Genomic DNA, 26,328 nt, shown 5'->3' on the forward strand with positions numbered 1-26,328 from the left:
TCGCCGTACAACCAGCGGTCAAGACCGCTGACCGCTCGCTGCGAGCAATTCCTTCAAAATCGTCGCCGGGTCGGCCCGCTGTTGCTTGCGGTAGTTGCCCACATGGCGAACGAATAACGTCGCACGCGTCACCAGGCTCTTGCCCAGTACCGGCTTGCGATCCAACTCTTCCTTGATCCGTTGAAACTGCGCCTGGATCACCGCATCGGTGTAGCGCGTGCCGGTGGCCAGGTTGTCGATGTAGATCGCCACCGCGCCGTCCAGCGCACTGCGCCCATTGGTGATCGCCGTGGCGAACAGCTGCGCGCTGGCCTCGTCCTTGGCGTCGATGGCCTGTTGGCGGCTCTTCTGCAAATTGATCAGACGGATGTTGTAGTTGTTGATGGTTTCGGCCACCAGGGCCGCGGACTGAATCAGGTTGCCGGCCGCTTCTTCGCGCTGCTGGGCGATCAGCGAGACGTTGCGCTTGAGCTCTTCGTTGACCAGGCCGAGCTCCGCTTGCAGGCGCGGGTCGACGCTGGCGGCGATGATGCTGTCCAGGCGCTTGGTCGGGTCCTGGGCGTCGTCGATGGCATCGGTCAGCGAGGCCAGGCGACCTTCCTTCTGCCACTGGGCGAACAGTTCCTTGTAGCGCGAACGCGGTGCCGACAAGGCGCCAATCGCCACGCGAAAGCCGGTGGTCTCGTTGCTTTGTTCGGTACCGTCGGCGGCGAACAACGGGTACTCGCGGCGCATGCCGGTGAACAGCGTGCCCTCGCCTTCCAGATAGTTGCCGCCCTTGACCACGAACCCGCCGTAGGTGCCCTGACGACGCCCGGCGTGCACCAGTTGAAAGGATTCCTGGACCATTTCCGCCGCGTTGCCGATCACATCGAACATGCCGATCGGGTTGGGCAGCTTGGTGCCGATGGGCATCAGCCGTGCGGCCTGGCCGGTGCCACCCGCGACCTGATTGAACACCGCGTAATCGGCAAGGGGACCATCGCTTTCGCTGCCCTCGGTACGCCGTGGAAACAGCCGGCCTTCCAGGTCCTGACGGCTGACCGCCTGGCCACCGCGCGCGGCAAACTCCCACTCCACTTCAGTAGGCAGGCGCACAAAGCCCAGGCCGCCGTCATCTGCCGAAGCACCGCGACCACTCACCGGCAGCAGCTCGCGGTGGTATTTCATCAACCAGGCGCTGTACACCGCCGAGAAGCGTTCGGCTTCAAAGCGCGACAGCTTGACCTTCGGCAAGCGCGCCGCCATCCCGGTAGGTACATCACACGCCGGGGCGGGTTCGCCACTGGCCAGGGATTGCGCCTGGGACATGACCTGCGCATATTGCCGCGCAGTGACTTCGTACTTGCCGATGAAGTACAGCATCGGCTTGAGCGGGGTCTTGGCGTCGGTCTTCGGCATCAGCGGCGCGATGACCTTGTTCCAGTCCTTGGGCAGGTCCTTGAGGGTGAACTGGCCGTTGATGAAGTCGCGGCGATAACCGGAAATGAACGACTGCTGATAGCCCGCTTCACCTTCGCTGAACGGGTAGCCGAGGCTGATCTCGCGGTCATCCAGGGTGCCCTGGGCCAGCACGTAGGCATAGCGGAACACCATGTTGCCTTCGCAGGGCAGCGGCAGGCTGACGTCGTCCGGCAACGGCTTGGGGTTGTCCAGCTTGTCGCTCGCCTCATCGGCCCAGGCCACACAGGACAGGGTCAGCGCCATGGCGGCGCCCAGTAACTTATACATCTCTGATTCCTTCAGAAGCCTGGATACGCGCCACACGCCAACCACCACACGCCGCCGCCACGGCGCTGACGCCGAGGACAGCTGCCAGGGCCAGGCCGTAGTGACGCGCCAGCAGGTGGCTGGCGTATTCGCCCGGCACCTGCACGAATAATTGGTTCAGGCCGGACTCTGCCAAGCCATATAAAAGCCCACTCAATGCAGCGGCAAACCCCGCGCTGTAGAGCGCCTGCAACACCACAAACAGCAACAACCTGGCGGTGGAAAACCCCAACAACCGCAATACCGACAGCTCCCGGCGCTTGCGTGCAACCGACGCCAGCGCCCCGGCAAAGATCGCGGCAAACGCGCCCGCCAACGCCAGCCCGGCGATGATCCAGAACACGATCGACAGGTTGCGGCTCAACGACTGCACCTGGGCGATGGTCTGGGCCTGGGTCGACACCAACAGATTCTGCCCGGCGAAATACACCCGCAGCGGCTCCACATCCACCAGGCGCCGCGCATACAAACGGAACGCCGGGTATACCCGCTGTTCGCTGACGCCCACCGCTTCGCCGCCCCAGCCAAACGCCGGCACCGCGCGGCCATCGCGATAATCTTCCGCCGCTTCCAGCAAGCCCAAGGGCGCAAACAATCCATCCCGGGCGAAGGCTTCCAGCGGCGCTACCTGCAGCACTTGAACCCGCAGGCGTTGCGACTCGACGCGCCCCGCCACCTGGCGCCCAAAACTCGCCTCCAGCCAATCCCCGGCCTTTGCCCCGAGCTTTTCGGCAGCGGTGTGGCTCAGCACGATCTGATCCAGGCCCTTGGGCATCGGCAGGCCGGCCAGCAATGGGTCGTTGGCGGCGGTCGGCAGCATCTCCACCGTCACCGCCCCCAACTGCGCCGTCGCCGCAATCTGCCGGGTGCGCGGCAAGGCGAACGCCACGTCGCTGCGCTGGCGGAGCTGCTCGACAAATTCACTGCTGAATCGACCACCGCCCAACGGAATAATTTCCCGGGTGGCCGGGTCGTTCTCCAAACGTTCGGTCAAACTGCTAACCAGTCCAAATTTCAGGCCGAACAACACCAGCAACGGCGCGATCACCGCCACCAGCGCCAGCACCGAACACACCGACAGCCACGCATCGTTGCGGTAATCCTGCCAGGCCAGGGAAGTCACCAGGGCGATACGCATCAGCACGCCTCCCCAAGGGTGGCGGTGACGCCGCCGTCGGCGTCGCGACGGCAACTGATGCGCCGCACCTGCAAGCCGCTGGCCCGGGCCAGGGGTTCATCATGGGTGGCGATCACGCAGCACGCGCCGTTATGCCGGGCCTGGGCCAACAGCGCCTGCATCACCCGCTCGGCGTTCAACGGGTCGAGCGCAGCGGTGGGCTCATCCGCCAGCAACAGCTGCGGACCGTGGGCCAGGGCTCTTGCGCAACTGACCCGCTGACGCTGGCCGACGGACAACGCCGTCGGCTTCTTGTCCAACTGATCAGTGATTTCCAACTGCTCGGCCAACCGCGCCACGCTGCCGTCGTCTTTCAAACCCAGGAGTTGCCGCGACAACGCAATGTTGCCGCGCACATCGAGAAAGCCCAGCAGGCCACCGGTTTGCAGCACATAACCCAGGTGCCGACTACGCAGGTCCGCCAGCGCGCTTTGCTGATCACTACGCCAAAGCCCGGCAATGTCGACGCGGTTGAAATCGAACTGCCCGACCTGATCCGGCGCCAACACCAGCGCGAGCAAATCCAGCAAGGTGCTCTTGCCACAGCCACTCGGCCCGACCACCGCCAACTGTTCACCCGCACGCAGTTGCAAGCCCGGTATCACCAGGCTGTAGCGCTGGGCACCAACGCCCCGGCTCTTGTGCACTGCGCTCAAGTTCAGCATTACGGCAGCGTCGACAGCGGCACGCGGTACAACGCATCACCCGGCTCGGCATCGCCGAAACGGACCCAGTTGGCCACATCGTTATGGAAGGTTTCGTAGAGGCGGATCTTCGAATCCAGCTCGTCGATAAAGTCTTCCTGCTCGGCCACGCTCAACGACAGCCACAAATCCTGGGTCATGTTCAGCGACTTGCTGCGGTACGGCAGGCCTTCCAGGTATTCGCCAAGGATGCCGCCGTCCGCCAGGTTGCCGCCCTTTTTCAAGGCCTGTGGATCGCGGCTCATATAGGCCGAGGCGCTGGCGATTTCCTGGAAGAAATCCTTCGGTGAGGTCTGGGTTTTGCGCGCCGCGTCGACGATCAGTTTCAAGGATTGCTGCAAATCGTTGAGCTGCAATTTGGTCAACATCACGCACACCTGGAAGGCCGGCAGCGCGGTGTTGGTCAGGTCGCGGTCGGCGGTCCAGGCACTCACCAGTTGCGGTGCCTGGCTCGCGGTTTTGCGGCCAAGGAAATCCATGTGCATCGCGTAACCGACGGCGGCGGATTTGTCCGCCAGGGTCGGCGCGGCACTGAGCAGCGGCACCGGCTGCGGCGTGTTGCTGCGCACCTGATGCACCAGGTTGGCGAACACCGTGCCGATCTCGTCGACCCGCTCGCCGAACTTGCGCACATCGCCACCGGGCACCGGCGTGTACAGGTCGCCGATCTGCGGGTTGGCGTCGGCGGTCAGGGTGCGGTACTGGGTTTCGGCGCCGCTGTGGGTTTTCTTCCCGGCGTCGGTGCGCAGGTGCAAGGCGTAGATCTTGATCTGCTTGCCCAATGCAGCCTGGCGTACTTCGGCTTCGTTCATCTGGGTGGTGGCGAACGGGTCGTTCTTGCGCAACGCACCGGCGTCGGTCACCAGCAGGATCAAGCGCCCGCCGTAGCCGGACCAGTCCATGCCTTCCACCGCCTGCATGACACCGGCGAACGCGTCTTCGTTGAACGAGTGGCTGGACACCGTCGACGCTTTGACCTGCCGCGCCATGTCGAGGAAGCGTTGCGGGTCGCGCCCTTGGTCGAGGGTGATCAGGGTCTTGGCCACATACTCCAGGCCGGGGGTTTTCTTGATGCTGTTGCGAAAACCCACCAGGCCAAAGCTCACGCTGTCCAGTTCGCCACGCTCGGCGATGCGGGTTTGCAGTTCGTGGACCACATCGCGAACCTGGTCGATGTAGGGCTGCATCGACACCGTGGTGTCGACCACCAGCACCACCGCAGTGCGGAAGGCATCGGCGCTGGCATCGATCACCGGCGTTCGAGCGACAGCCTTGGCGATGACATCAGGTGTGCTGCCAGGGTCGATGGAGGCGACGTTGAGCAGCTGCACCGGCTGGCCGTTTTCGTCGAAGCTCTCCTTGGAGTCGAAGATCGGCAGCAAATAGAACTGGTTCTGCGGGACGGCGCTTGCGGTCGGCTCCAGGGCCAGCACCTGCTGGTTGTCCTCGGTGTTTTTCTGCACCTTGAGCAGCAGGTTTTTCGCCGCTGCGGGATCGGCTAAAAGCTTCTCCACTTCAGCGGACTGACGCAGGAACATCACCGGCGCCCGGCCCGAACGCTCGGTGAACTTGAGCACCAGGCTCTGCTTCCAGTCGCTGGCTTGCGCCGCCGGCAGCCAACCGTCGCTGCGCCCGTCGGTGGCGGCGCCAACCCGCAGCCAGGGGCTGCCGTCGACGTCCTTGCGTTGGTAGACATAGAGCACGGAAAACGCCGGCAAACCTTCGCCAGGCGCCCCGCCCGCTTCGTGGGAAAGCTTGGCGCCGGGCTTGCTCAGTACCCGCTGGAACAGGGTTTTCTTGCCGGCCATCAGCAACGGGCGTTGACCGCCGTCGACCTGCGCCGCTACCGGTTGCGCGGCAGGCGGCGCGATGGTCTTGGCCGCCTCGGCAACCGGCGGCGCGGCGGCTGGCGCGTCATCTTTCAACCACCAGTAACTTGCGCCCGCAATCGCCAGCGCGACTGCCACGGCAACTGCCGCCAACGCCAGCACCGGCCCACGGTTTTGTCCGGACACGGCCGAGTGTTGCGTCGGCGTCACCACCGGTTGCCGCACGGGTTGTGGCTGCGGCTTTTCGGTCGGGATTTCGATGGAAACCGGCGTGAGTCCGGCCAGGTCATTGGAGACCGCAACCGGAATCGGCAGGGGCCGAATCAACGTCGCCTCTACCTGCTCCTCCTTCGGCAACTGATCCAGCGCCAGCAGCAGCGCCGCCGCATCCGGGAAGCGCTCCGCCGGGTCCTTGGCCAGCAGCTTGCGCAGCACCTCCTGATAGCGCCCGTGGTGCACCGGCAATTCCGGCAGCGGTTCAGTCAGGTGTGCCAGTGCTGTGGAAAGCGCATCGGTGCCGTTGTAAGGCAACTTGCCCACGAGGATTTCATAGAGCACCACGCCCAGCGCATACAGGTCGGCGCGCCCGTCAATTTCCTGGCCCCGGGCCTGCTCCGGGCTCATGTAGCTCGGCGTGCCGACGGCAAATCCGGCCTGGGTGAACTGCGTGCGGTCATCCAGGGACTTGGCGATACCAAAGTCCGACAACACCGCCGTGCCATCCGCGCGGAACAGAATGTTCGCCGGCTTCACATCGCGGTGTACCAGGCCCTGGGCGTGGGCATAACCCAGCGCCGAGGCGATCTGGCGGATATACGTCAGCCCCTGCTCCGGCGTCAGTCCCGCGGCGATCCGCTCCTTGAGCGTGCCATTGGGCAGGTATTCCATGGCCATGTAGTACAGCTCACCGACATTGCCGATGTCATGGATGGTCACGGTGTGCGGGTGGGACAGGCGCGCCAGGGTCTTGCCTTCGCGCAGGAAGCGCTCGCAGAAGCTCGGGTCGGCCGCCAGCGCCGCCGCCATGATCTTCAGCGCCACCTTGCGCTCCAGGGAACGCTGGGTCGCCAGGTACACGCTGGCCATGGCGCCAACGCCGATTTCGCCTTCGATGTCGTAGCCGGGAATGATGATGTTCATGTCGACACCTTCACAACGATGGCGGTGATGTTGTCCGGCGCGCCGCGATTGAGCCCCAGGTGCACCAGGCTGCGGACGATTTCGTCCGGCTCGGCATGGCTCAGTACTTCGCGGATCTCGTGGTCTTCGACGGTCTTGTTCAGGCCGTCGCTGCACAGCAGGTAACTGTCGCCGGGGGCGATCAACAGGTCGACCGACGACAACGCCAACTGTGCTTCCACGCCAATCGCGCGGGTGACGATATTCGCCCGTGGATGCACCCGCGCATCGGCTTCGCTGAGCAGGCCGCTGTCCTGCAAGTCCTGCACGTAGCTGTGGTCGCGGGAAATGCTTTCCAGCAGGCCGTCGCGCAGGCGATACAGGCGGCTGTCGCCGGCCCACAGGCACACGCCGCGCAAGCCTCGGGTGGCGAGCAACACCACGGTGCTGCCCATCATGGTCACGCCACGGTGGGCGGTTTCTTCGCGCACCGCGCCGTTGACTCGCAGCAGGTCGCTGCGCAACGCCGCCGTGTATTCCTCAAGAGAACGGCCCACGGGAATGCTGCGCAGGCTGTCGACAATCAGGCTGCTGACGTAATCCCCCGCCGCGTGCCCGCCCATGCCGTCGGCCACCACCCACAGGCCGTTTTCCGGCAGGTCGAGGCAAGCGTCTTCATTGACTTGGCGAACCATGCCGACGTGGCTTTTGCTGGCGGATTTGAACGTGGACCGCATCTACACAACACCTTCTTGGCCGAGCAAAAATTGCGCAAAATCGTCGGCGGCAGGCAAGCCCTGACACCGCATTAAACCGGGAGAAATCTGTTGCGAACCACGGCCCCACCACAGGCTCGCGCCTTCGCAGGCCTGTTCGGCAAGCGCAGTCATCCGCGCCTGCGGGTCTGTGGCGTTGACACGCTGCAAGCCCGCAAAGCGACTACCCAAGGTGCGAGGTTGGCAGGCTGGAGCGCCGAGGGATTCGATCCCGCCGCTGAAACCTTCGAAGCTGGCGCCGGCGTCCAGCGTGCTCAGCAACAACTCTTCCACCTGTTCAAACCAGGTGTCCGGGCCGCCAACGACGGAGGCCGGGTCGGTGTCGTGATCCAACAGCGCAGCCACCGTCAGCGGGAAATAGCGCCCCACCCGGTCGATGCTCGGCATCACCACGCCCACCGCCGCGTCCGGCCCGCACACACCCGGCGCCAACACGAAGCGCCACAATGGGCTGACCAGGTAAGCATTCAGCCAGTCAGCCCCGAGGCGGGTCTGGCTGGCGAGCAATCCGGACGCCAGCCAACTGTCCCAAGGGCCGATAAAACTCTGGGGCAGCGCGCGGCTGACAAAGTCGCCGCGGCACGCCAACTTGCCGTAGAAACCCAGCGTGGTCATAGCCGCTCCGGCAGGCTGAAGCCGTTAAGCACGCGGCTCTTGAACGGGTTGAACGCACTGTTGGCCCGCAACTCGTAGGAGATGCTCGCGCCGTCGACCCGCAGACGCAAGTTGAAGCGGTCCGGCGAATTGCCGGCGGTCAGGTCCGATTGCTCCAGCAGGCGAAACCAGGCCCACGGGCCGTCCAGCGTTACACCGGAGCGCCCGCTGGCTGACGGCGGCATGATGGAAATGCGCACCACGCCAATGCTGCCGGGATTCGGCCACTGCATCGCGACCGGGCGGCTCGGGCCGTGGTCGTAGCTCAGTTGCTGGCCGTCCAGGTCCAGCAGGAACTGGGTGATGGTCGCGTCCATCGCCACCGGCTTGAGTTCAAAGCGCACGATCGGCTGGGTGCCACCGGCACGGAAAAACGCATCCCGAATGGTCGCCGCACGCTGGAACGTTTGCAGCACGCCCGGCGCGATGCCGAGCTTCTGCGCCGCGCCCGGCTGCCAGCGCCAGGTTTGCGTGGAGGTGTCGACGTAAGGTTGCAGGTACTTGCGGAAGTAATTGTCCATCACCCCGCCCACCCCGAAGAACTGGCCGAAGTCATCCAGGGTCGCGTCCCGCGCACTGCCGGGCGACATCGGATAACGCCCGGCCAAGGACTGGCGATACACGTTCACCACTTCGCTGACCCACGCCGCATTCAGCTGGTTGCGCACCCCGCCCATCATGCTGTTGGTGGTGGAGTTGACCACTGACTTGACCATGCCCTGCACCAGCGGCGGCTGGCGTTCGGCATTCAGGCTGACCCGCGTGGCCGCAGCCGCCGCCTGGTTTTTCGCTTCGCCGAGCAACGCATCGCCACTGGCACCGACCATGGCGCTGACCTGCACATACAGCGCGTTCATGTCCGCCAGCAGGCCATCGATGGCTGCCGGTTCGCCTTCGTTCTTGCTGACGATGCTGTTGAGTTCGGCGAAGTGCGCCGTCACCGGATCTTCACTGGCCGCTGGTGCATTCGCAGTTGGCTGGTCCTGGCCAAGCAGGCTGCCGAGGCGTTCCTTGAGCTTGTCCACGCCACCTTCCACCGGCGCGCCCTTGGCGGCCAGCAAGCGTTCTTCCGCTTGCAAGTCGGTCTCTTTGGAGACCGCCACCAGCAGCTTCTTCAGCGGCGAGGTCGGCCCGGAAATCACCCGCAAGACGTCGGCCGCCTGGGCCACGCTGGTGATCGGCACAAAGTCGATATCCGCCAGCAACGCATCCCACTGGCGTTGATAGTCCTGGAAGTACAGGCGGCGCACATCGGCGGCGAGGCTGACGACGTTTTGTTGGTCGGCCTGCTCGTGGCCCAGTACCCATTGCTCTTCAGCTAGGGTGCCAGTCTGGTTCAGGCTGGCCAGCAGGAAGCCCTGGCGATAACCCTTGGCGGTGAAGAAACCGCTCAACGGTTCGCCCAACGGCTTGCCGCTCTTGCGACTGAACACCAGCGCCGCATCACGGCCCGCCGCTTCGTTGATGCGAAAGTCCGGCACGCCTTCCGGCAGTTTCTGGCGCTTGATACGGTCGTAGACGCGCTGGGCCACCGGCAGTTGCTGCAGTTGCCGACGCAGGTCGTCGATCAAGCGCGGGTCGAGACGGGCGCTGGGCGGATGCCGCTCGAACAAGGCCTGCAAGTGCCCGATCAGTGCCTGGCGTTGGTCTGCCGGCAGGTCGCGCGGCAGGTTGCGGTCCCAGTCGAGGGCGATCCAGGCCTTGATGAAGTCCGGGTCGTAATGCTCGCTGTCGGCGAGCATCAGGTAGGCCTTCAAGCCTTCGTAGAGGAAGTCGGAATTGCCGCCGCCGTGCAGTTGCTCTTCGATGCGCGTCACCAAACGGGGCGCGAACACGGCGATCAACAGCTTGCGGTAGACGCTGGCGGATTCGGCTTCGAGCATGTCGCCCTGATACAGGCCCAAGCCTTCGGACCAGCTCGGCGAGTCGCCCGCGAGGTTCTTCACGGCGTTAAGCAGGGGCAGCACCGCGAGTACTTCGCGCTGTGCCGGGCTGAGGTTCTGCACGGTCTGGCCCAACGGCGCGACCTTCTGGTCAACCTGGGCGATGTAGGCCTGGTTGGCGCGATAACTCACCCACCACAACGTGCTGACGACCAGTACCAGCGCCACGGTTGCGGCCAGCACACCCCGGGCAATCCACTTGCGACGGCGCTCGACCTTCGGGTTGACGCCCACCAGGCCACGCTCGGCAAACGCCACGGCGGTGAACAGTTTTTCGATGAAGTAACTGCGCCCGGTGCCGGTCTGGCGCGCCAGGTGCTGGCGGTCCAGGTTCATGCTCTGGGCCATGGCGCCGATCAAGCGGTCAATCGGGCTGCCTTCCTGGGTGCCGCTGGTGAAGTACACACCGCGCAGCAAGACGCGCTCTTCAAAGGCGTTGGGTTTGAACACGCCTTCGAGGAAGCCTTGCAGGCAATCCTTCAACGCGCCGAACTGCTGCGGGAAACCGTAGATCAGGTCGCGCCGCGCCGGGTCGCGTTCCTGTTGCAGGCGCTCCACCAGGCGCTCGTTGAGGCGCTGTTCCAGGCCGGCGAACTCGCTTTGCAGATGGGCCAGCGGGCTGTCGCTGTTCTTGCCGTCGTCCAGGGCGAAGGTCATGCCCCACACTTGGGCGCGCTCTTCCTTGCTCAGGTTGTCGAAGAACTCCATGAAGCCCGGCACCAGGTCGAGCTTGGTGAGCATCAGGTAGATCGGGAAGCGCACGCCCAGTTGGGTGTACAGCTCCTGGATGCGCAGGCGGATCGCGGCGGCATGGGCGGCACGCTCGGCGTCGCTGCCCAGCAGCAGGTCCGAGAGGCTGATGGCGATAAACGCACCATCAATCGGGCGCCGGGAACGCTGCTTTTTCAGTAGGTCGAGAAAGCCCAGCCAGGCGGCTTTATCCACCGTGGAGTTGCTGTCCTGGGTGGTGTAGCGGCCAGCGGTGTCGAGCAATACGGCCTGGTCGGTAAACCACCAATCGCAATTGCGCGTACCGCCCACGCCCCGTACCGCACCGGCACCCAACTGCGCCGCCAAGGGAAAGTGCAGCCCGGAATTGACCAGCGCGGTGGTCTTGCCCGAGCCCGGCGGGCCGATGATCACGTACCACGGCAGCTCATACAGGTTGCGGCGCTCGTCACCGCCCAGCTTGGCCTTTTTCAACAGGGCCAGGGCTTCGTCCATGCGCTGGCGCAGGGTCGCCAGCTCTTCGGCGGTGGCGACGCTGGCAGGGTCTGGCGGGGTTTCCGCCGCGAGGCTGCGCATCACTTCGGCGGCCTGGCGCCGGGCCTGGATAATCCGGAATACGCGGTAGGCAATCCACACCGCGAACACCAGGATGATCAGCGCCCAGCGGCGCCCTTCCGGCACCAGCACATCGAGCAACGGGCCCACAAACCAGATGATCAGGCTCAAGGCGATCAGGCCCAGCAGCGGGATCACCCAGCGAATCACAAAACTGAAAAACGCCTTCACTCGACGCCCTCCGCCAATACGGTGATTTCTACCCGGCGATTGCGCGCACGGCCTTCGGCTGTGGCGTTGGTCGCCACCGGCTCGGTGTCGCTGCGGCCCTCGGCGCTGAAGCGTTCCGGCTGGCCGGTCTTGGCCGCGAGAATCTCCAGCACCGACTTTGCCCGCGCTTCGGACAGCGCCCAGTTGGACGGGAAGCGCAGGGTCGCAATCGGACGGTTATCGCTGTGGCCGGTGACCCGCACCTGGCCCTTGACCTTGCGGATGGCGTCGGCAATACGCAGCATCAGCGGCTGGAAGTCATCGACGATGCTGGAGCTGGCCGAGGCGAACAGTTCATCACCACGGATGGTCACCACGGAGCGGTCGACGGCATCTTCCACGGCTACACGACCGGCCTTGATGTCTTCCACCAGGAAGCCCGCCAGACGCGGTCGCTCAATGATTTTCGGCTGGGCCACCGGACGGTCGATGGCCTGCACCGGGATCTCCCCCAGGGCATGAATATTCTTGAACACCGGCTCGGCATCCGACGCCAGTTTCATCCGCAACCCGAACAGCAATGCCAACAGCAGTGCCACGCCGATGGCCACCGCGATCCACGGCGGCATGAACTGCGCCAGGCGATCACGGGCCACGGTCACGCCGCGCCAATGGGGTGACAGCTCGCGCTCATGCTCGCCACGGGCACTGCGAATCGCCGCAGCGGTACGCTCGCGCAAGGCTTCCAGCTGGCTGCGGCCATCGTTCATCACGCGGTAGCGACCTTCGAAACCCAGGCACAGGCACAGGTACAGCAGTTCCAGCAGGTACAGGCGTTCCCGCGGGCTTTGCAGGCAGTGATCCAGCAGTTGGAAGACCTTTTCGCCGCCCCAGGCCTCGTTGTGCACGGTGATCAGCAGGCTCTGCTTGCCCCAGTCACTGGCGCTGCCCCACGGCGTACTCAGCACGGCTTCATCGAGGGCGGTGCACAGCGCATAACGCGCCAGCAGCACATCGTTGCGGGCCACGCCGGCCGCCTCGGCACGTTCTTCGAACTGGCGCAGGTAAGCCAGCAGCTGCGCACGCAGGCTCGCTGGCGCAGGGTGCGAGATCGTGTTGCGCAGGCGCGTCAGCAGCGCCAACAACTGGCCGGCGGCGCTTTCCAGCGGGTTCAGGCCCTGGGCCTTGCCGGTCAGAATCGGCGCAGCGGGCATCGACAGCGGCGCCGGCTCTGCGCGAACAGGCTCCGGCGCGCGGCCACCGGGACGCGGCATGAACTGGGTGCGGTCATCGTCATTCGGATGCATCGCGGATTACCCTCGGATGGCCCAGAAAGCCAGGTTCAACCCCGGGAACTGGCCGGCGATGTGGAACGCAAAGCCACCGGAATTACCCAGTTGCTGCCAGTGCTCGCTGCCCCGGTCCAGCTCGTAGTAGGTGGAGCCTGCGTGGTACGGAATCTGCCGTGGCGCCACCGGCAGCGGCAGCAGGCCGATGCCCGGCAGTTGCAGGTTGACCAGGTCGCGGATGTGTTCCACCGAGCCGACTTTGCTCTGCTGGCCGAAACGTGCGCGCAGGGTTTCGCCCGGCACATCGGCGCGCACCACCAGGATGAAACTGGCGCTGTCGATCAGGGTTTTGTCGGCCAGCATCGCCACGTGCACGCCGTAGGCTTTCTCGACAATCGGGATCGGCGTGGCCTTGCTGTCGATCAGCATCGACAGCGCCTCGCGCAGGGCCTGCATCACCGGGGTGAAGCTCAGGGCCAGGTCGTCATGCTGGTACTGCGGATATTCGTGGGGGCGGCGGCCAGTGGTGGAGAAGGTCGAGAACTCGCCGGCCAGGCTCACCAATTCACTGAAGAAACGCTCCGGGTGCAGCGGGCTCAACTGACTCAGGTGCTGGATCAGCGGCTGGGCGCGGTTGACCAGTTGCAGCAGCATGAAGTCGGCAATCTCCGAAGCACCACCGGCGCCCGAAGCCACCACGCGCCCGGCCAACGCTTCGCCGCGCTGGTGCAGCAGGCCCAGCAGTTCGCTGCGAAACGCGGTCAGCGGTTTGCTGGCCGTCACGTCGAGGACCGGCGGGATGTAGCTCTCGTCCAGCACCAGGGCGCGGTCGGCGCGTTTTTCCTTGATGCGCACCAGGCCAATGGCCGCGTAATCGCTGATGCCATCCTGGGCGGTCAACAGGCGCAAGGCGCGGGAGCCGACCGCCACCGGCGCACGGTTTTCGAAGGGCGCGTTGTCGTCGCGCACTTCACGCACCTGGCTGACATAGCGCGCGGCTTCCAGGGCCTCGCCTTCGTCGACGGTGTCGCGGGCGCCGGCACGCTTGAGGGGCAACGCCAGGTACACCAGGCCATCGCGCAAGTTGTCGTCGATATTCAGCGGGCTCGGCGCCAGGTCGTCCTGGGGGATATTGAACGGCGTGCCATCCGGTAACAGGCCACGTGCCGAGACGATCGCCAGCTTGCCCTGGGCCAGCAGGCCCTGGTCGATCAACAGTTCGGAAAAGCCCCAGGCCCCCGCCGACAACGGGCGGCTGCGCGCATCGATCAGGTTTTCCAGGTAACGGTCATGCTGCTGGAAGTGCTGCGTTCCGATGAACATGCCTTCCGACCAGACCACGCGATTGTTCCAGGACATGGGGGCTCCGATTCTTATTGGGCAGGGCTGGATGGGGGAACCACGACGTCGGCACGCACGGCATGCACATCGAGGCTGATCTGGTATTCGGTGTATTGGCGTGCCGGCACGTTGAGCACCGTGCGCCACTCGGCGCGGTCCAGTTCGCGATAGCCCACCAGCAGGCCGATCTGGCGGGTGGACGGGTCGAGGTCGCGCTGGATGCTCAATTGCTGGCCGGGCAGGATCACCACTTCGTCCTGGTCGAGCAGGTCGAGGCCGAGGGTCGACTGTGCGCGATCGGCCAGGGCGAAGTAGTCGGAACGGCTGAAGGTGGCGGCGTTTTTCAGTTCGAAAATCCGCACCCGTACCGGGGCTGCCTGGCCATTGGCGCCGGGGTTGAGCCCGGCGATGGCATGGAAATGCAGCTCGACGGCGGCGGTGTCTGCCTCAGCTTCGGCGGCCTCGGGCTTGGCCGCATCCTTGGCACACGCCGTCAGCAGAAGCGCGGTGGCGACTGCGAGTAAAAACCTGGGAATCATCCTGCGTCCTCAATGACGTACTTAGCTATCCGTTGTTCCATGTACTGCGTTGTTAGTGACGCTGTCGGCTGCTGTGCGCTTCGTAGGCACGGCTGAATTCACGCCCGAACAGGTCCTGGAAATCTTCCTGGGCCTCGCGGGAAATATTGCTGTAGAGCTCGGTGAACTGCTGCCAGTACTGGGCCTGGCGCGAGCCGTTGAAAATGCTCGATAGCCCGCCGGGCTTGCCCATGCGCTCTTCGAGCTGCGCCGGTTCAAAGCGCGTCAGCAGGTGCTTGATGGCGGCTTCGACCCCGGCCATGACGGCCAGTTGGTGGGCGCGCAGATCGTCGAAACTGTCGCGCACGGCCAAGTCCGGTGCCATAAACGCCTGATTGCTGTGGCGTAGGAGCAGCAGTAGCGCTTCATCGGCATTCGGGGCGAATTTCAACGGATTGTTTTCCACCGGTTGAATCACCGTCTGCTGCATGCGGAACTCGCCCTTGAGGCTGCTGCGGGCACGCAACACGTCGATCAGGCCTTCGACCATCAGCCGGTAACTGCGGCCGATGCTTTCCATCTGGGCTTCGGCCTGGGCCTTGTCCAGGCGCAACTGATCGAGGCCCGCACCACGCAGGAAGGCTTGCAACAGGTCGGGCTGGCTGGCATCAGCCACCGGGAGCGGGCGCTCGACCTTGGGCGGCTCGATGACCGGCGGCTGTGGCGGTGTTGGCGGCGGCGGTGCAACAGGCCTGGGTGCCGGGGCATCGCCGAACAGATCCCAGTCTTCGGGGATTACTGAGCCCGAGACCACCGGCGCAGGCGGCTCAGCCACGGGCAGCGGTGTCGGCGGGCGGAAGTCGTGCTGCTCGGCCGGCACGTGATCGTGCACGGTGGCCGGCGGTACGCTGGTGGGCGCGAGGAAGTCGAACAGGTCCGGCAGGGTGTCCATCGACGAGGCGCCCTGGAACTGCGGCGCGATCACCGGAGGTGGCGTCGGGGCCTTCACGGCGGCGCCCATCAGGGCTTCGAAACTGTTGGAAGCGTCACCGGTGAAAGACGGGGTATCTGTCACTTTCAGGTTGAAATCGATACGCGCCTGGATCTCGTAATCGCCGATGCGGATCAGTTCGCCGTCCTGCAATGGCTCGCTGCTTCCCCGCCGCAAACGAATACCGGCATGCACTAACTCAACTCCATTAGTGCTGTTATCAGTTAAGTAGTAACGACCATCTTTGTACTGAATAACGCAATGTTGCGTGGAAACAAGACGTTCTGGATCAGGCAGTACCCAGTCATTTTCGGAACCGCGGCCAATAGCCATCACTCCCTGATCCAGGGACTTTTCAGAACACTGGCCAGGGGTAATCTTGTGATAACTAGTGATAGTCAAGCACAGCGACATCTTGCCTCCTTGCTGATACTTCGCGCGCGGCCGTTCCCTGGGAGAAATGCTCCGAGAGATCCACGACAGATCCTTTCAAAACCTTGAAAGCCTGCTTCAACCCGCGTAATTGCTGATCTTAACCGGCCTGTATGACAAAAATCCTGCCTCGGCACCTGCTTCGACTGATCAGTCGCACAAGATGTTAAGCACCGCACATCTGTCATAGAGGGCGAATAGCTTACCTTGACAAGGCATAAGTACTACACCAAAAATGCACAACTTCTTGAACACCAATGATGGCACTTTGAAATCAGCATGATGTCAAAGCGTTAAATAAGACCAAGAAAACATGCAAAGTTCCTCGCGCAACTAATGCATGAGTTGCCCGTCATCTAACGGGCTGATAGGGAGATCGAATTTAGTGGATGTGCCTCTGCTGCTCGCCGCCGTTTCCGCGACTTCGCCCTGTGGCGAAGACTTGGAATATGACGCCGATTACTTGCATCTTGAGCGTGCCGCACAGGGTCAACCCGAGCGCAGCATGGGCGACTCGATCCTGCCTGCCGAACCTCCGGAATGGCGCAGCATCCAGCAGCAAAGTCTCGACCTCCTGCAACGCAGCAAAGACCTGCGCATCACCCATTTCCTGTTGCAAGCCGCCCTCGCCCTCCAGGGCATTGCAGGGCTTGCCGACGCACTCGCGCTGATCAACGCGCTGCTGCGCGAATACTGGGCCGACCTGCATCCGCGCCTGGATGCCGATGACGACAACGACCCCACCGTGCGCATCAACGCCCTCAGCGGCGTGGCCAGCGACGCGAACATCCGCCTGCTGCGTGAGGCCATTCTCACCCGTTCGCGCACCTTCGGGCCCGTCAGCCTGCGCGCCGCGCTGAATGCCAGCGGGCTGCAGAGTTTCCCCGGCGAAAACCTCGGTGCCGAACAGCTTAACGGCGCATTCCTCGACAGCGATGCCGAGCAACTGCAAGCCACCCGCGACGCGCTGAACGCCGCCCGCGACGCCTGTGAGGCCATCGAACAATACGTCAGCGACCAGGTAGGTTCCGCCCAGGGCGTGGACCTCGGCCCCTTGAAGCAACTGCTCAAGCAGGCCGTGCAGATACTTAACCAATACGCCCCGCACAGCGGCGCCGCCAGCGAGCCCGAGGTTGTCAGTGACGACAATGCCCCCTCGGTTGAATACGCCGCCGCGCCCGTTGCAGCACGCCCGACCGGCGACATCGCAAGCCGTGATGAAGTGCTGCGCAGCCTCGACAAGATCCTTGCGTACTACACCCGGCACGAGCCTTCGAGCCCGCTGCCGGTGCTGTTGAACCGAGCGAAGAATCTGGTGCACGCCGACTTTGCGGCCATCGTGCGCAACCTGATTCCCGACGGCATGTCCCAATTTGAAAATCTGCGCGGGCCGGACAGCGAATAAGCGTACGGATCGCGCAGTTACAACACCGTCGCTCAAGCGACCAGGAGCAGCAACGTGGCGAAGCAAAGTTCTCAGAAATTCATCGCGCGCAACCGTGCGCCTCGGGTGCAGATCGAGTACGACGTCGAGCTCTACGGCGCCGAGAAAAAGGTCCAGCTGCCCTTCGTCATGGGCGTGATGGCCGATCTCGCCGGCAAGCCCGCCGAGCCTCTGGCGCCTGTGGCCGACCGCAAGTTCCTTGAAGTGGACGTCGACAACTTCGACTCGCGCCTCAAGGCCATGCAGCCACGCGTCGCGTTCCACGTGCCCAACGAGCTGACCGGCGAAGGCAACCTGAGCCTGGACATCACCTTCGAAAGCATGGACGACTTCAGCCCCGCCGCTGTGGCGCGCAAGGTCGATTCGCTCAAGCAACTGCTCGAAGCCCGCACCCAGCTGGCCAACCTGCTGACCTACATGGACGGCAAGACCGGCGCTGAAGAAATCATCATGAAGGCGATCAAGGACCCGGCACTGCTTCAGGCACTTGCCAGCGCGCCCAAGCCTGCAGGGGAGCAGTAATCATGACTGACAATACCGCCCGCGAAGGCACCCAGATCCTGGGTACCACCGAAGAAGCCAGCGAGTTCGCGAACCTGCTGCTGCAAGAATTCAAACCCAAGACCGAGCGTGCCCGCGAAGCCGTGGAAACCGCTGTGCGCACCCTGGCCGAGCAGGCTCTGGCCCAGACCGACCTGGTGTCCAACGACGCGATCAAGTCGATCGAATCGATCATCGCCGCCATCGACGCCAAGCTCACCGCCCAGGTCAACCAGATCATCCATCACCAGGATTTCCAGCAGCTGGAAAGCGCCTGGCGTGGCCTGCACTACCTGGTGAACAACACCGAGAGCGATGAGCAGCTGAAGATTCGCGTGCTCAACATCTCCAAGCCGGACCTGCACAAGACCCTGAAGAAATTCAAGGGCACCGCGTGGGACCAGAGCCCGATCTTCAAGAAGATGTACGAAGAAGAATACGGCCAGTTCGGCGGCGAACCTTACGGTTGCCTGGTGGGCGACTACTACTTCGACCAGTCGCCTCCCGACGTGGAGCTGCTGGGCGAGCTGTCGAAAGTCTGCGCCGCCATGCACGCACCGTTCATTGCCGCCGCTTCGCCAACCGTGATGGGCATGGGCTCGTGGCAGGAACTGTCGAACCCGCGCGACCTGACCAAGATCTTCACCACCCCGGAATACGCCGGCTGGCGCTCGCTGCGTGAATCGGAAGACTCGCGCTACATCGGCCTGACCATGCCGCGTTTCCTGGCGCGCCTGCCGTACGGTGCCAAGACCGATCCGGTGGAAGCCTTCGCCTTCGAAGAAAACACCGACGGTGCCGACAGCTCCAAGTACACCTGGGCCAACGCCGCTTACGCGATGGCGGTGAACATCAACCGTTCGTTCAAACACTTCGGCTGGTGCTCGCGCATCCGTGGCGTGGAGTCAGGCGGTGAAGTCGAGAACCTGCCGGCCCACACCTTCCCGACGGATGACGGTGGCGTGGACATGAAGTGCCCGACCGAAATCGCTATCAGCGACCGCCGCGAAGCGGAACTGGCGAAGAACGGTTTCATGCCGCTGCTGCACAAGAAAAACACCGACTTCGCTGCCTTCATCGGCGCCCAGTCGCTGCAGAAACCGGCCGAATACGATGACCCGGATGCCACCGCCAACGCCAACCTGGCCGCGCGCCTGCCGTACCTGTTCGCCACCTGCCGTTTCGCCCACTACTTGAAATGCATCGTGCGCGACAAGATCGGTTCCTTCAAAGAGAAGGACGAGATGCAACGCTGGTTGCAGGACTGGATCCTCAACTACGTCGACGGTGACCCGGCGCACTCCACCGAAACCACCAAGGCCCAGCATCCATTGGCTGCCGCCGAAGTGATCGTGGAAGACGTCGAAGGCAACCCGGGGTACTACAACTCCAGGTTCTACCTGCGCCCGCACTACCAGCTCGAAGGGCTGACCGTGTCGCTGCGCCTGGTATCGAAGCTGCCTTCGGCGAAAGGCGCGTAACACCGTCGCTCGTTCCCACGCTCCGCGTGGGAATGCCGCCCGGGACGCTCCGCGTCCCAGTGACGCAGAGCGTCACAAGATGCGTTACCACGCAGAGCGTGGGAACGATCAGCGTTAACAAATTCTGTGGCTGAGACCACACAGGGAGAAAACATGGCTGTTGATATTTTCATCAAGATCGGCGACATCAAGGGCGAGTCCATGGACAAGGCCCACAAGGACGAAATCGACGTGTTGAACTGGAGCTGGGGCATGGCCCAGTCCGGCAACATGCACGTGGGCGGTGGCGGCGGTGCGGGCAAGGTGAACATCCAGGACCTGTCGCTGACCAAGTACGTCGACAAGGCCTCGCCCAACCTGATGATGCACTGCGCGAGCGGCAAGCACATCGACAAGGTCACGCTGACCGTGCGCAAGGCCGGCGGTGAAAGCCAGGTCGAGTACATGATCATCAACCTGGAAGAAGTGCTGGTCACCTCCCTGAGCACCGGCGGTTCGGGCAGCGATGACCGCCTGACCGAAAACGTGACCCTGAACTTTGCCCAGGTGATGGTGGACTACCAGCCACAGAAAGCCGACGGCACCAAAGACGGCGGCGCGATCAAGTTTGGCTGGAACATTCGCTCCAACACCAAACGCTGATTGCCCCTGTAGCCGCCACCCCAAGTGGCGGCTGCAAGCCCCCTGTTCCTCTCGCAACCCGTCCGTGGAGCTGCTTTGGTGGTAACTGAAATTGCTTCCCGCGATCGCCTGCAACCGTCCCTGCTGGACCGGTTGACCGACGATGACCCGACCAATCCCAAGGAAAGCGCCGACAAACGCGTGCTGTCCCTGAGCCAATTGAAAGCCTCGGTGCTGCGTGACCTGACGTGGCTGCTCAACACCACTTCACTGCTCAACGCCGATGCCACGCTGCACACGCCGGCCGGTACGTCGGTGGTCAATTACGGGCTGCCGGCGCTGGCGGGCAACAGTGTCTCCAGCGTCGACATCAGCGCCCTGGAAGCCTTGATTCGACAAGCCATCGCCACCTTCGAGCCGCGCATCCTGCGCCACACCTTGCGGGTCAAGGCACGCGTCGGCCACGGTGAGATGAACCACAACGCCCTGAGTTTCGAGATCGAAGGCGACCTGTGGGCGCAGCCGGTGCCGTTGCGCCTGTTGCTGCAAACCGACCTGGACCTGGAGTCCGGCCATGTGCGTGTGGTGAACGCCGACCAGCGGAGACGCCCATGAACCCGCGCTTGCTGGAGCTGTATAACCAGGAACTGCACCACGTGCGCGAAAGCGCCGCCGAGTTCGCCAAGGAATACCCGAAGATCGCCAGTCGGCTGACCCTGTCCGGCATGGACTGCGCCGACCCGTACGTCGAACGCTTGCTCGAAGGCTTTGCGTATCTCACGGCCCGGGTCCAGCTCAAGCTCGACGCCGAGTACCCGACCTTCACCAACAACCTGCTGGAGATCGCCTACCCGCACTACCTGGCGCCGACCCCGTCGATGACCGTGGTGCAGTTGCAGGCCGATCCCGATGAAGGCTCCCTGGCCAGTGGTTTTCCACTGCCCCGCGACACCGTCCTGCGCGCCGCCTTGGGCCGCGAAACCCAGACCTGCTGCGAGTACCGCACCGCGCACCCGGTGACGCTGTGGCCGTTGCAGGTCGCCCAGGCCGAGTACTTCGGCAACCCGTCCGCCGTGCTCGGGCGGTTGGCCGCCAGCGAACCCAAGGCCAAGGCCGGCCTGCGCCTGACCTTGCGTACCGGCGCCGAGCTGCCGTTCAACAGCCTGGCGCTGGATAATTTGCCGCTGTACCTCAGCGGTGCCGACGAACAACCGTTCCGCCTCTACGAACAACTGCTGGGCAATGCCTGCGCGGTGTTCGCGCGCAAGCCCGGTGGTGATTGGGTGGAACGCCTGCCGCCGGATGCCTTGCGCTCCCGGGGTTTCGACGACGCCGATGCGGCAATGCCGGTGGTGCCTCGGGCATTCCAGGGCTATCGCTTGCTCCAGGAATACTTCGCCCTGCCCCACCGTTTTCTATTCGTTGAATTCGCTGAACTGAGCCGTGCAGTCAAACGCTGTGACGGCCAGGAACTGGAACTGATCGTGCTGTTCGACCGTCACGATCCAAGCCTGGAAGGCAGCGTCGGCAAGGCGCAATTCGTGCCGTTCTGCACCCCGGCAATCAACCTGTTTCCCAAGCGTGTGGACCGGATTCACTTGTCCGAGCGGGTCAACGAACACCATGTGATCGCCGACCGCACGCGACCGATGGATTTCGAGATTCACTCCTTGAGCGGCATCACGGGCCACGGCACCGGACCGGAGCAGCCGTTCCTGCCGTTCTATGCAGTACGCGATCCGTCGCGCTATGGCCGTGACCAGGCTTACTACACGGTGCGTCGCGAACCCCGCGTGTTGTCCAGCGACCAGCGCCGCAACGGGCCGCGCTCCACCTATGTGGGCAGCGAAACCTTCGTCAGCCTGGTGGACACCCAGCAAGCCCCGTACCGCCATGACCTGCGCCAACTGGGCGTGACCGCACTGTGCACTAACCGCGACTTGCCGCTGTTCATGAGCGTGGGCAACGGCAAGACCGACTTCACCCTGGCCGACAGTGCGCCGGTCTTGGCCGTGCGCTGCGTCGCCGGGCCAAGCCGCCCGCGCGCCAGCCATGCCCATGACGCCAAGGCCTGGCGTCTGATCAGCCAGTTGTCGTTGAACTACCTGTCGCTGAGCGAGCAAGGCCAGGGCGCCGCCGCGCTGCGTGAACTGCTGCGCCTGTATGGCGACAGCAACGACGCCGCCCTGCAATTGCAGATCGAAGGCCTGCGGGAAGTCAGCAGCAAGGCGGTGACCCGGCGCCTGCCGATGCCCGGCCCGATCGTGTTTGGCCGCGGCCTTGAGATCACTCTGGAATTTGATGAAAACGCGTTCCGCGGCACCGGCGTGTTCCTGCTCGGTGCGGTGTTTGAACGGTTCCTGGCACGCTACGTGTCGATCAACAGTTTTACCGAGACGGTGATCCGTACCACCGAACGCGGCGAGATCATGCGATGGAAAGCCAAGCCCGGACGCCGTCCGACCCTGTGAGTACCCTGGATGCAATGCATCAGGAGCCCTGGGAATATGACTTCTTCCAGGCGCTGCGGCGTATCGAGTGCGAATCGCCGGACTTGCCACGCCTGGGGCATTCCCTGCGCCTGGCGGATGACCCGCTGCGTCTCGGGCAGCAGGCCGATTGCACCTTTGCGCCGGCCACATTGGCCTCGGTCGAACCTGGGGCTGAAGGCCAGCCGGCACGGCTGGAGCAGTTCTTCTTCGGCCTCGGCGGCCCCAACGGCCCGCTGCCGCTGCACATCACCGAGTACGTGCGTGAGCGCCAGCGCAACAACGCCGACAGCACCAGCAAGCGCTTCCTGGATGTGTTCCACCACCGCCTGCTGACCCTGTTTTATCGTGCCTGGGCCGAGGCACGGCCTACCGTCAGCCATGACCGCCCGGACGATGACTACTGGTCGGCGCGCCTCGCCGCATTGAGCGGTCGCGGCACCCCGAGCCTGCTCAACCAGGGCCTGATCCCCGACACGGCGAAGCTGCATTACAGCGGCCACCTGTCGGCACAAACCCGCTATCCGGACGGCCTGAAGGCGATTCTCGGCGAGTACTTCGGCCTGCCGGTGGAGATCGAAGAGTACGTCGGCCAATGGCTGGAGCTGCCCGAACGCAGCCGCGTGAGTGTCAGCGCCAACCAGCTGGGCGTGGACTTTTGCCTGGGCAACCACGTGTGGGACCGCCAGCATAAATTCCGCATTCGCCTGGGCCCGCTGAAGCTCGATGACTACATGGGCATGCTGCCCGGCAGCCAGCCGTTCAACGAGCTGGTGGCGTGGGTCGCCGAGTACCTGGGCCACGAACTGGACTGGGACCTGAACCTGGTTCTGCAACAACCGGAAGTGCCGGCCCTGCAACTCAACGGCCAGTTCCGCCTGGGCTTCAACACCTGGCTCGGCCAACCCGAGCATGACGCCAACGACCTAATCCTGGCCCGGCATTACGCCGAACACGCCAACACCTCAAGGAATCCAGAGCATGGGTGAAATCAGTCGCGCCGCACTGTTCGGCAAACTCAACAGCGTGGCCTACAAGGCCATCGAAGCCGCCACCGTGTTCTGCAAGCTGCGGGGCAACCCGTACGTGGAACTGGCCCACTGGTTTCACCAGTTGCTGCAACTGCAGGACTCTGACCTGCACCGTATCATCCGACAGTTCAACGTCGAGCCGGCGCGTCTGGCCCGCGACCTGACCGAAGCCCTGGACCGCCTGCCCCGTGGCTCGACGTCGATCACTGACTTGTCTTCCCATGTGGAAGAAGCGGTCGAGCGTGGCTGGGTCTACGGCAGCCTGATGTTTGGCGAAAGCCAGGTACGCACCGGTTACCTGGTGCTGGGAATTCTCAAGACGCCGAGCCTGCGCCATGCGCTGTTGGGCTTGTCCGGTGAGTTCGACAAGATCAAGGCCGAAGCCCTGAGCGAACGCTTTGACGAATACGTCGGCGACTCGCCCGAAAATGCATTGAGTGCCAGCGACGGTTTCAATGCCGGTGCAGTACCGGGCGAAGCCAGCGGCGCCATGGCCCCGAGCGCGATGGGCAAGCAGGAAGCCCTCAAGCGCTTCACCGTCGACCTGACCGAACAGGCCCGCAGCGGCAAGCTCGACCCGATCGTCGGGCGTGACGAAGAGATCCGCCAACTGGTGGACATCCTCATGCGTCGCCGCCAGAACAACCCGATCCTTACCGGTGAAGCCGGCGTCGGCAAGACCGCCGTGGTCGAAGGCTTCGCCCTGCGCATAGTCGCCGGCGACGTACCACCCGCGCTGAAAGATGTGGAACTGCGCAGCCTCGATGTCGGCCTGCTGCAAGCCGGCGCCAGTATGAAAGGCGAGTTCGAACAACGCCTGCGCCAGGTCATCGAAGACGTCCAGGCCTCGCCGAAACCGATCATCCTGTTTATCGACGAAGCCCACACCCTGGTAGGTGCCGGTGGCGCCGCCGGGACCGGTGACGCGGCCAACCTGCTCAAGCCTGCCCTGGCCCGTGGCACCTTGCGTACCGTGGCCGCCACCACCTGGGCCGAGTACAAGAAGCACATCGAAAAAGACCCGGCCCTGACCCGTCGCTTCCAGGTGGTGCAAGTGGCCGAGCCGTCGGAAGACAAGGCGTTGCTGATGATGCGCGGCGTGGCCTCGACCATGGAAAAACACCATCAGGTGCAGATTCTCGATGAAGCCTTGGAAGCTTCGGTGAAGCTGTCCCACCGCTACATTCCGGCGCGCCAGTTGCCGGACAAGTCCGTGAGCCTGCTGGACACCGCCTGCGCCCGCGTCGCCATCAGCCTGCACGCGGTGCCGGCAGAAGTCGACGACAGCCGCCGCCGTATCGAGGCACTGGAAACCGAGCTGCAAATCATCGCCCGCGAGCACGCGATCGGCATCGCCATCGGTGCGCGCCAGACCAACAGCGAAGCGCTGCTGAACGCCGAACGCGAGCGCCTGGCCACCCTGGAAGCCCGTTGGGCCGAAGAGAAAACCCTGGTGGATGAGTTGCTCGCCACCCGTGCGACGTTGCGTGAAAAATCCGGGGTTGTGGACAGCGGCGATGATCAATTGCGTGCCCAATTGGTAGACCTGCAACAACGCCTCAGCACCCTGCAAGGCGAAACCCCACTGATCCTGCCGACCGTAGACTACCAAGCGGTGGCCTCGGTGGTCGCCGACTGGACCGGCATCCCGGTGGGCCGCATGGCTCGCAACGAACTGGAGACGGTGCTCAACCTCGACCAGCACCTGAAGAAACGCATCATCGGCCAGGACCACGCCTTGCAGATGATCGCCAAGCGCATCCAGACCTCCCGCGCCGGCCTCGACAACCCGAGCAAGCCGATTGGCGTGTTCATGCTCGCCGGCACCTCCGGCGTGGGCAAGACCGAAACCGCCCTGGCCCTGGCCGAAGCCATGTACGGCGGCGAGCAGAACGTGATCACCATCAACATGAGCGAGTTCCAGGAAGCCCACACCGTGTCCACCCTCAAGGGTGCGCCACCGGGCTACATCGGCTACGGCGAGGGCGGCGTACTGACCGAAGCCGTGCGGCGCAAACCCTACAGCGTGGTGCTGCTGGACGAGGTGGAAAAAGCCCACCCGGACGTGCATGAAATCTTCTTCCAGGTGTTCGACAAAGGCGTGATGGAAGACGGCGAAGGCCGGGTGATCGACTTCAAGAACACCTTGATCCTGCTGACCACCAACGCCGGTACCGAGCTGATTTCCCGGGTCTGCAAAGACCCGGCGAACATCCCCGAGCCCGAGGAAATCGCCAAGGCCCTGCGCCAGCCGCTGCTGGAGATTTTCCCGCCGGCGCTGCTCGGCCGCCTGGTGACCATTCCGTACTACCCGCTCAGCGACGAGATGCTCAAGGCAATCACCCGCCTGCAACTCAACCGCATCAAGAAGCGCGTGGAGAACACCCACAAAGTCGCCTTCGATTACGACGACGACGTGGTCGACCTGATCGTGTCCCGCTGCACCGAAACCGAAAGCGGCGGGCGGATGATCGACACCATCCTCACCAACAGCCTGCTGCCGGACATGAGCCGCGAATTCCTCACCCGCATGCTCGAAGGCAAGGCGCTGGCGGGGGTGCGGATCAGCACGCGGGATAACGAATTGCACTACGACTTCAACGATTGACCTGACGGAATGCGATCAAAACTGTGGGAGCGGGCGTGCTCGCGAAGGCGGTGCATCAGTTGATGCATCCAGTGGCT

Annotated in this window: 19 protein-coding genes; 8 read left to right on the forward strand and 11 right to left on the reverse strand. The window is 63.9% G+C overall.

The annotated features are described in order from the left end of the window. Positions 1 to 18 precede the first annotated feature (18 nt). The 11 genes from ACW9I6_RS04555 to tagH are packed head-to-tail and all read right to left on the reverse strand — an operon-like array spanning position 19 to position 16,019. Complete coding sequence (locus ACW9I6_RS04555) at positions 19 to 1,731, reverse strand: formylglycine-generating enzyme family protein (RefSeq protein WP_003213313.1); 1,713 nt, start codon at positions 1,729 to 1,731, stop codon at positions 19 to 21. After that, positions 1,724 to 2,908 (reverse strand): ABC transporter permease, encoded by a 1,185-nt coding sequence (locus ACW9I6_RS04560; protein ID WP_457338939.1) that lies wholly within the window; start codon positions 2,906 to 2,908, stop codon positions 1,724 to 1,726. The genes ACW9I6_RS04555 and ACW9I6_RS04560 overlap by 8 nt, the downstream gene beginning before the upstream one ends. Beyond that, on the reverse strand, positions 2,908 to 3,612 hold the full coding sequence (locus ACW9I6_RS04565; RefSeq protein ID WP_177041061.1) for an ABC transporter ATP-binding protein: 705 nt from the start codon (positions 3,610 to 3,612) through the stop codon (positions 2,908 to 2,910). Before ACW9I6_RS04565 ends, ACW9I6_RS04560 begins: the two co-directional genes overlap by 1 nt. Continuing rightward, a complete protein-coding gene (locus tag ACW9I6_RS04570; RefSeq protein WP_457338940.1) occupies positions 3,612 to 6,620 on the reverse strand; it encodes a serine/threonine-protein kinase in 3,009 nt (1,002 codons plus the stop codon). Before ACW9I6_RS04570 ends, ACW9I6_RS04565 begins: the two co-directional genes overlap by 1 nt. Continuing rightward, the gene (locus ACW9I6_RS04575; RefSeq protein WP_003213320.1) at positions 6,617 to 7,336 is read right to left on the reverse strand and encodes a PP2C family protein-serine/threonine phosphatase; all 720 of its coding nucleotides are present in this window, start codon (positions 7,334 to 7,336) and stop codon (positions 6,617 to 6,619) included. Before ACW9I6_RS04575 ends, ACW9I6_RS04570 begins: the two co-directional genes overlap by 4 nt. Next, positions 7,337 to 7,990 carry a type VI secretion system-associated protein TagF gene (gene tagF, locus ACW9I6_RS04580; RefSeq protein WP_008439457.1) on the reverse strand — a complete coding sequence of 218 codons (654 nt, stop codon included), beginning with the start codon at positions 7,988 to 7,990 and terminating at the stop codon, positions 7,337 to 7,339. Further along, a complete protein-coding gene (gene tssM, locus ACW9I6_RS04585) occupies positions 7,987 to 11,487 on the reverse strand; it encodes a type VI secretion system membrane subunit TssM (RefSeq protein WP_087693719.1) in 3,501 nt (1,166 codons plus the stop codon). Before tssM ends, tagF begins: the two co-directional genes overlap by 4 nt. Beyond that, entirely contained in the window at positions 11,484 to 12,773 is a 1,290-nt protein-coding gene (locus tag ACW9I6_RS04590; protein ID WP_457338941.1) for a DotU family type VI secretion system protein, read from the reverse strand. Before ACW9I6_RS04590 ends, tssM begins: the two co-directional genes overlap by 4 nt. Before the next feature lie 6 nt (positions 12,774 to 12,779). After that, positions 12,780 to 14,114: a type VI secretion system baseplate subunit TssK gene (gene tssK, locus ACW9I6_RS04595; protein WP_003213330.1), complete on the reverse strand. Its 1,335-nt coding sequence runs from the start codon at positions 14,112 to 14,114 to the stop codon at positions 12,780 to 12,782. A gap of 14 nt (positions 14,115 to 14,128) precedes the next feature. Continuing rightward, positions 14,129 to 14,635, reverse strand: a complete 507-nt coding sequence (gene tssJ / locus ACW9I6_RS04600; RefSeq protein ID WP_003213332.1) for a type VI secretion system lipoprotein TssJ — start codon at positions 14,633 to 14,635, stop codon at positions 14,129 to 14,131. 52 nt (positions 14,636 to 14,687) lie between these two features. Beyond that, positions 14,688 to 16,019: a type VI secretion system-associated FHA domain protein TagH gene (gene tagH, locus ACW9I6_RS04605; RefSeq protein WP_023659289.1), complete on the reverse strand. Its 1,332-nt coding sequence runs from the start codon at positions 16,017 to 16,019 to the stop codon at positions 14,688 to 14,690. A gap of 403 nt (positions 16,020 to 16,422) precedes the next feature. Between tagH and tssA the strand changes: the two genes are divergently transcribed. The 8 genes from tssA (at position 16,423) to tssH (ending at position 26,251) form a co-directional block, all read left to right on the forward strand. Then, on the forward strand, positions 16,423 to 17,442 hold the full coding sequence (gene tssA / locus ACW9I6_RS04610) for a type VI secretion system protein TssA (protein ID WP_087693721.1): 1,020 nt from the start codon (positions 16,423 to 16,425) through the stop codon (positions 17,440 to 17,442). Between the two features lie 54 nt (positions 17,443 to 17,496). Then, positions 17,497 to 18,003, forward strand: coding sequence for a type VI secretion system contractile sheath small subunit (tssB, locus tag ACW9I6_RS04615; RefSeq protein WP_003213340.1), 507 nt, complete (start codon positions 17,497 to 17,499; stop codon positions 18,001 to 18,003). A gap of 2 nt (positions 18,004 to 18,005) precedes the next feature. Beyond that, entirely contained in the window at positions 18,006 to 19,502 is a 1,497-nt protein-coding gene (gene tssC, locus ACW9I6_RS04620; RefSeq protein WP_003213343.1) for a type VI secretion system contractile sheath large subunit, read from the forward strand. A gap of 153 nt (positions 19,503 to 19,655) precedes the next feature. Next, positions 19,656 to 20,144 carry an Hcp family type VI secretion system effector gene (locus ACW9I6_RS04625; RefSeq protein ID WP_003213345.1) on the forward strand — a complete coding sequence of 163 codons (489 nt, stop codon included), beginning with the start codon at positions 19,656 to 19,658 and terminating at the stop codon, positions 20,142 to 20,144. A gap of 78 nt (positions 20,145 to 20,222) precedes the next feature. After that, the gene (tssE, locus tag ACW9I6_RS04630; protein ID WP_003213348.1) at positions 20,223 to 20,738 is read left to right on the forward strand and encodes a type VI secretion system baseplate subunit TssE; all 516 of its coding nucleotides are present in this window, start codon (positions 20,223 to 20,225) and stop codon (positions 20,736 to 20,738) included. Next, a complete protein-coding gene (tssF, locus tag ACW9I6_RS04635; RefSeq protein ID WP_063033828.1) occupies positions 20,735 to 22,594 on the forward strand; it encodes a type VI secretion system baseplate subunit TssF in 1,860 nt (619 codons plus the stop codon). The genes tssE and tssF overlap by 4 nt, the downstream gene beginning before the upstream one ends. Next, positions 22,558 to 23,601, forward strand: coding sequence for a type VI secretion system baseplate subunit TssG (gene tssG, locus ACW9I6_RS04640; protein WP_457338942.1), 1,044 nt, complete (start codon positions 22,558 to 22,560; stop codon positions 23,599 to 23,601). Before tssF ends, tssG begins: the two co-directional genes overlap by 37 nt. Further along, positions 23,594 to 26,251, forward strand: a complete 2,658-nt coding sequence (gene tssH, locus ACW9I6_RS04645; RefSeq protein ID WP_457338943.1) for a type VI secretion system ATPase TssH — start codon at positions 23,594 to 23,596, stop codon at positions 26,249 to 26,251. Before tssG ends, tssH begins: the two co-directional genes overlap by 8 nt. Positions 26,252 to 26,328 lie beyond the last annotated feature (77 nt).

This window comes from Pseudomonas sp. SDO5522_S412 (genome assembly GCF_054071215.1).

Bases quoted from the DNA above. Each gene is read 5' to 3' on its own strand.
- ACW9I6_RS04555 (WP_003213313.1), bottom strand. From the start codon at position 1,731: ATGTATAAGTTACTGGGCGCCGCCATGGCGCTGACCCTGTCCTGTGTG.
- ACW9I6_RS04560 (WP_457338939.1), bottom strand. From the start codon at position 2,908: ATGCGTATCGCCCTGGTGACTTCCCTGGCCTGGCAGGATTACCGCAAC.
- ACW9I6_RS04565 (WP_177041061.1), bottom strand. From the start codon at position 3,612: ATGCTGAACTTGAGCGCAGTGCACAAGAGCCGGGGCGTTGGTGCCCAG.
- ACW9I6_RS04570 (WP_457338940.1), bottom strand. From the start codon at position 6,620: ATGAACATCATCATTCCCGGCTACGACATCGAAGGCGAAATCGGCGTT.
- ACW9I6_RS04575 (WP_003213320.1), bottom strand. From the start codon at position 7,336: ATGCGGTCCACGTTCAAATCCGCCAGCAAAAGCCACGTCGGCATGGTT.
- tagF (WP_008439457.1), bottom strand. From the start codon at position 7,990: ATGACCACGCTGGGTTTCTACGGCAAGTTGGCGTGCCGCGGCGACTTT.
- ACW9I6_RS04590 (WP_457338941.1), bottom strand. From the start codon at position 12,773: ATGCATCCGAATGACGATGACCGCACCCAGTTCATGCCGCGTCCCGGT.
- tssK (WP_003213330.1), bottom strand. From the start codon at position 14,114: ATGTCCTGGAACAATCGCGTGGTCTGGTCGGAAGGCATGTTCATCGGA.
- tssJ (WP_003213332.1), bottom strand. From the start codon at position 14,635: ATGATTCCCAGGTTTTTACTCGCAGTCGCCACCGCGCTTCTGCTGACG.
- tagH (WP_023659289.1), bottom strand. From the start codon at position 16,019: ATGTCGCTGTGCTTGACTATCACTAGTTATCACAAGATTACCCCTGGC.
- tssC (WP_003213343.1), top strand. From the start codon at position 18,006: ATGACTGACAATACCGCCCGCGAAGGCACCCAGATCCTGGGTACCACC.
- ACW9I6_RS04625 (WP_003213345.1), top strand. From the start codon at position 19,656: ATGGCTGTTGATATTTTCATCAAGATCGGCGACATCAAGGGCGAGTCC.
- tssF (WP_063033828.1), top strand. From the start codon at position 20,735: ATGAACCCGCGCTTGCTGGAGCTGTATAACCAGGAACTGCACCACGTG.
- tssG (WP_457338942.1), top strand. From the start codon at position 22,558: ATGGAAAGCCAAGCCCGGACGCCGTCCGACCCTGTGAGTACCCTGGAT.
- tssH (WP_457338943.1), top strand. From the start codon at position 23,594: ATGGGTGAAATCAGTCGCGCCGCACTGTTCGGCAAACTCAACAGCGTG.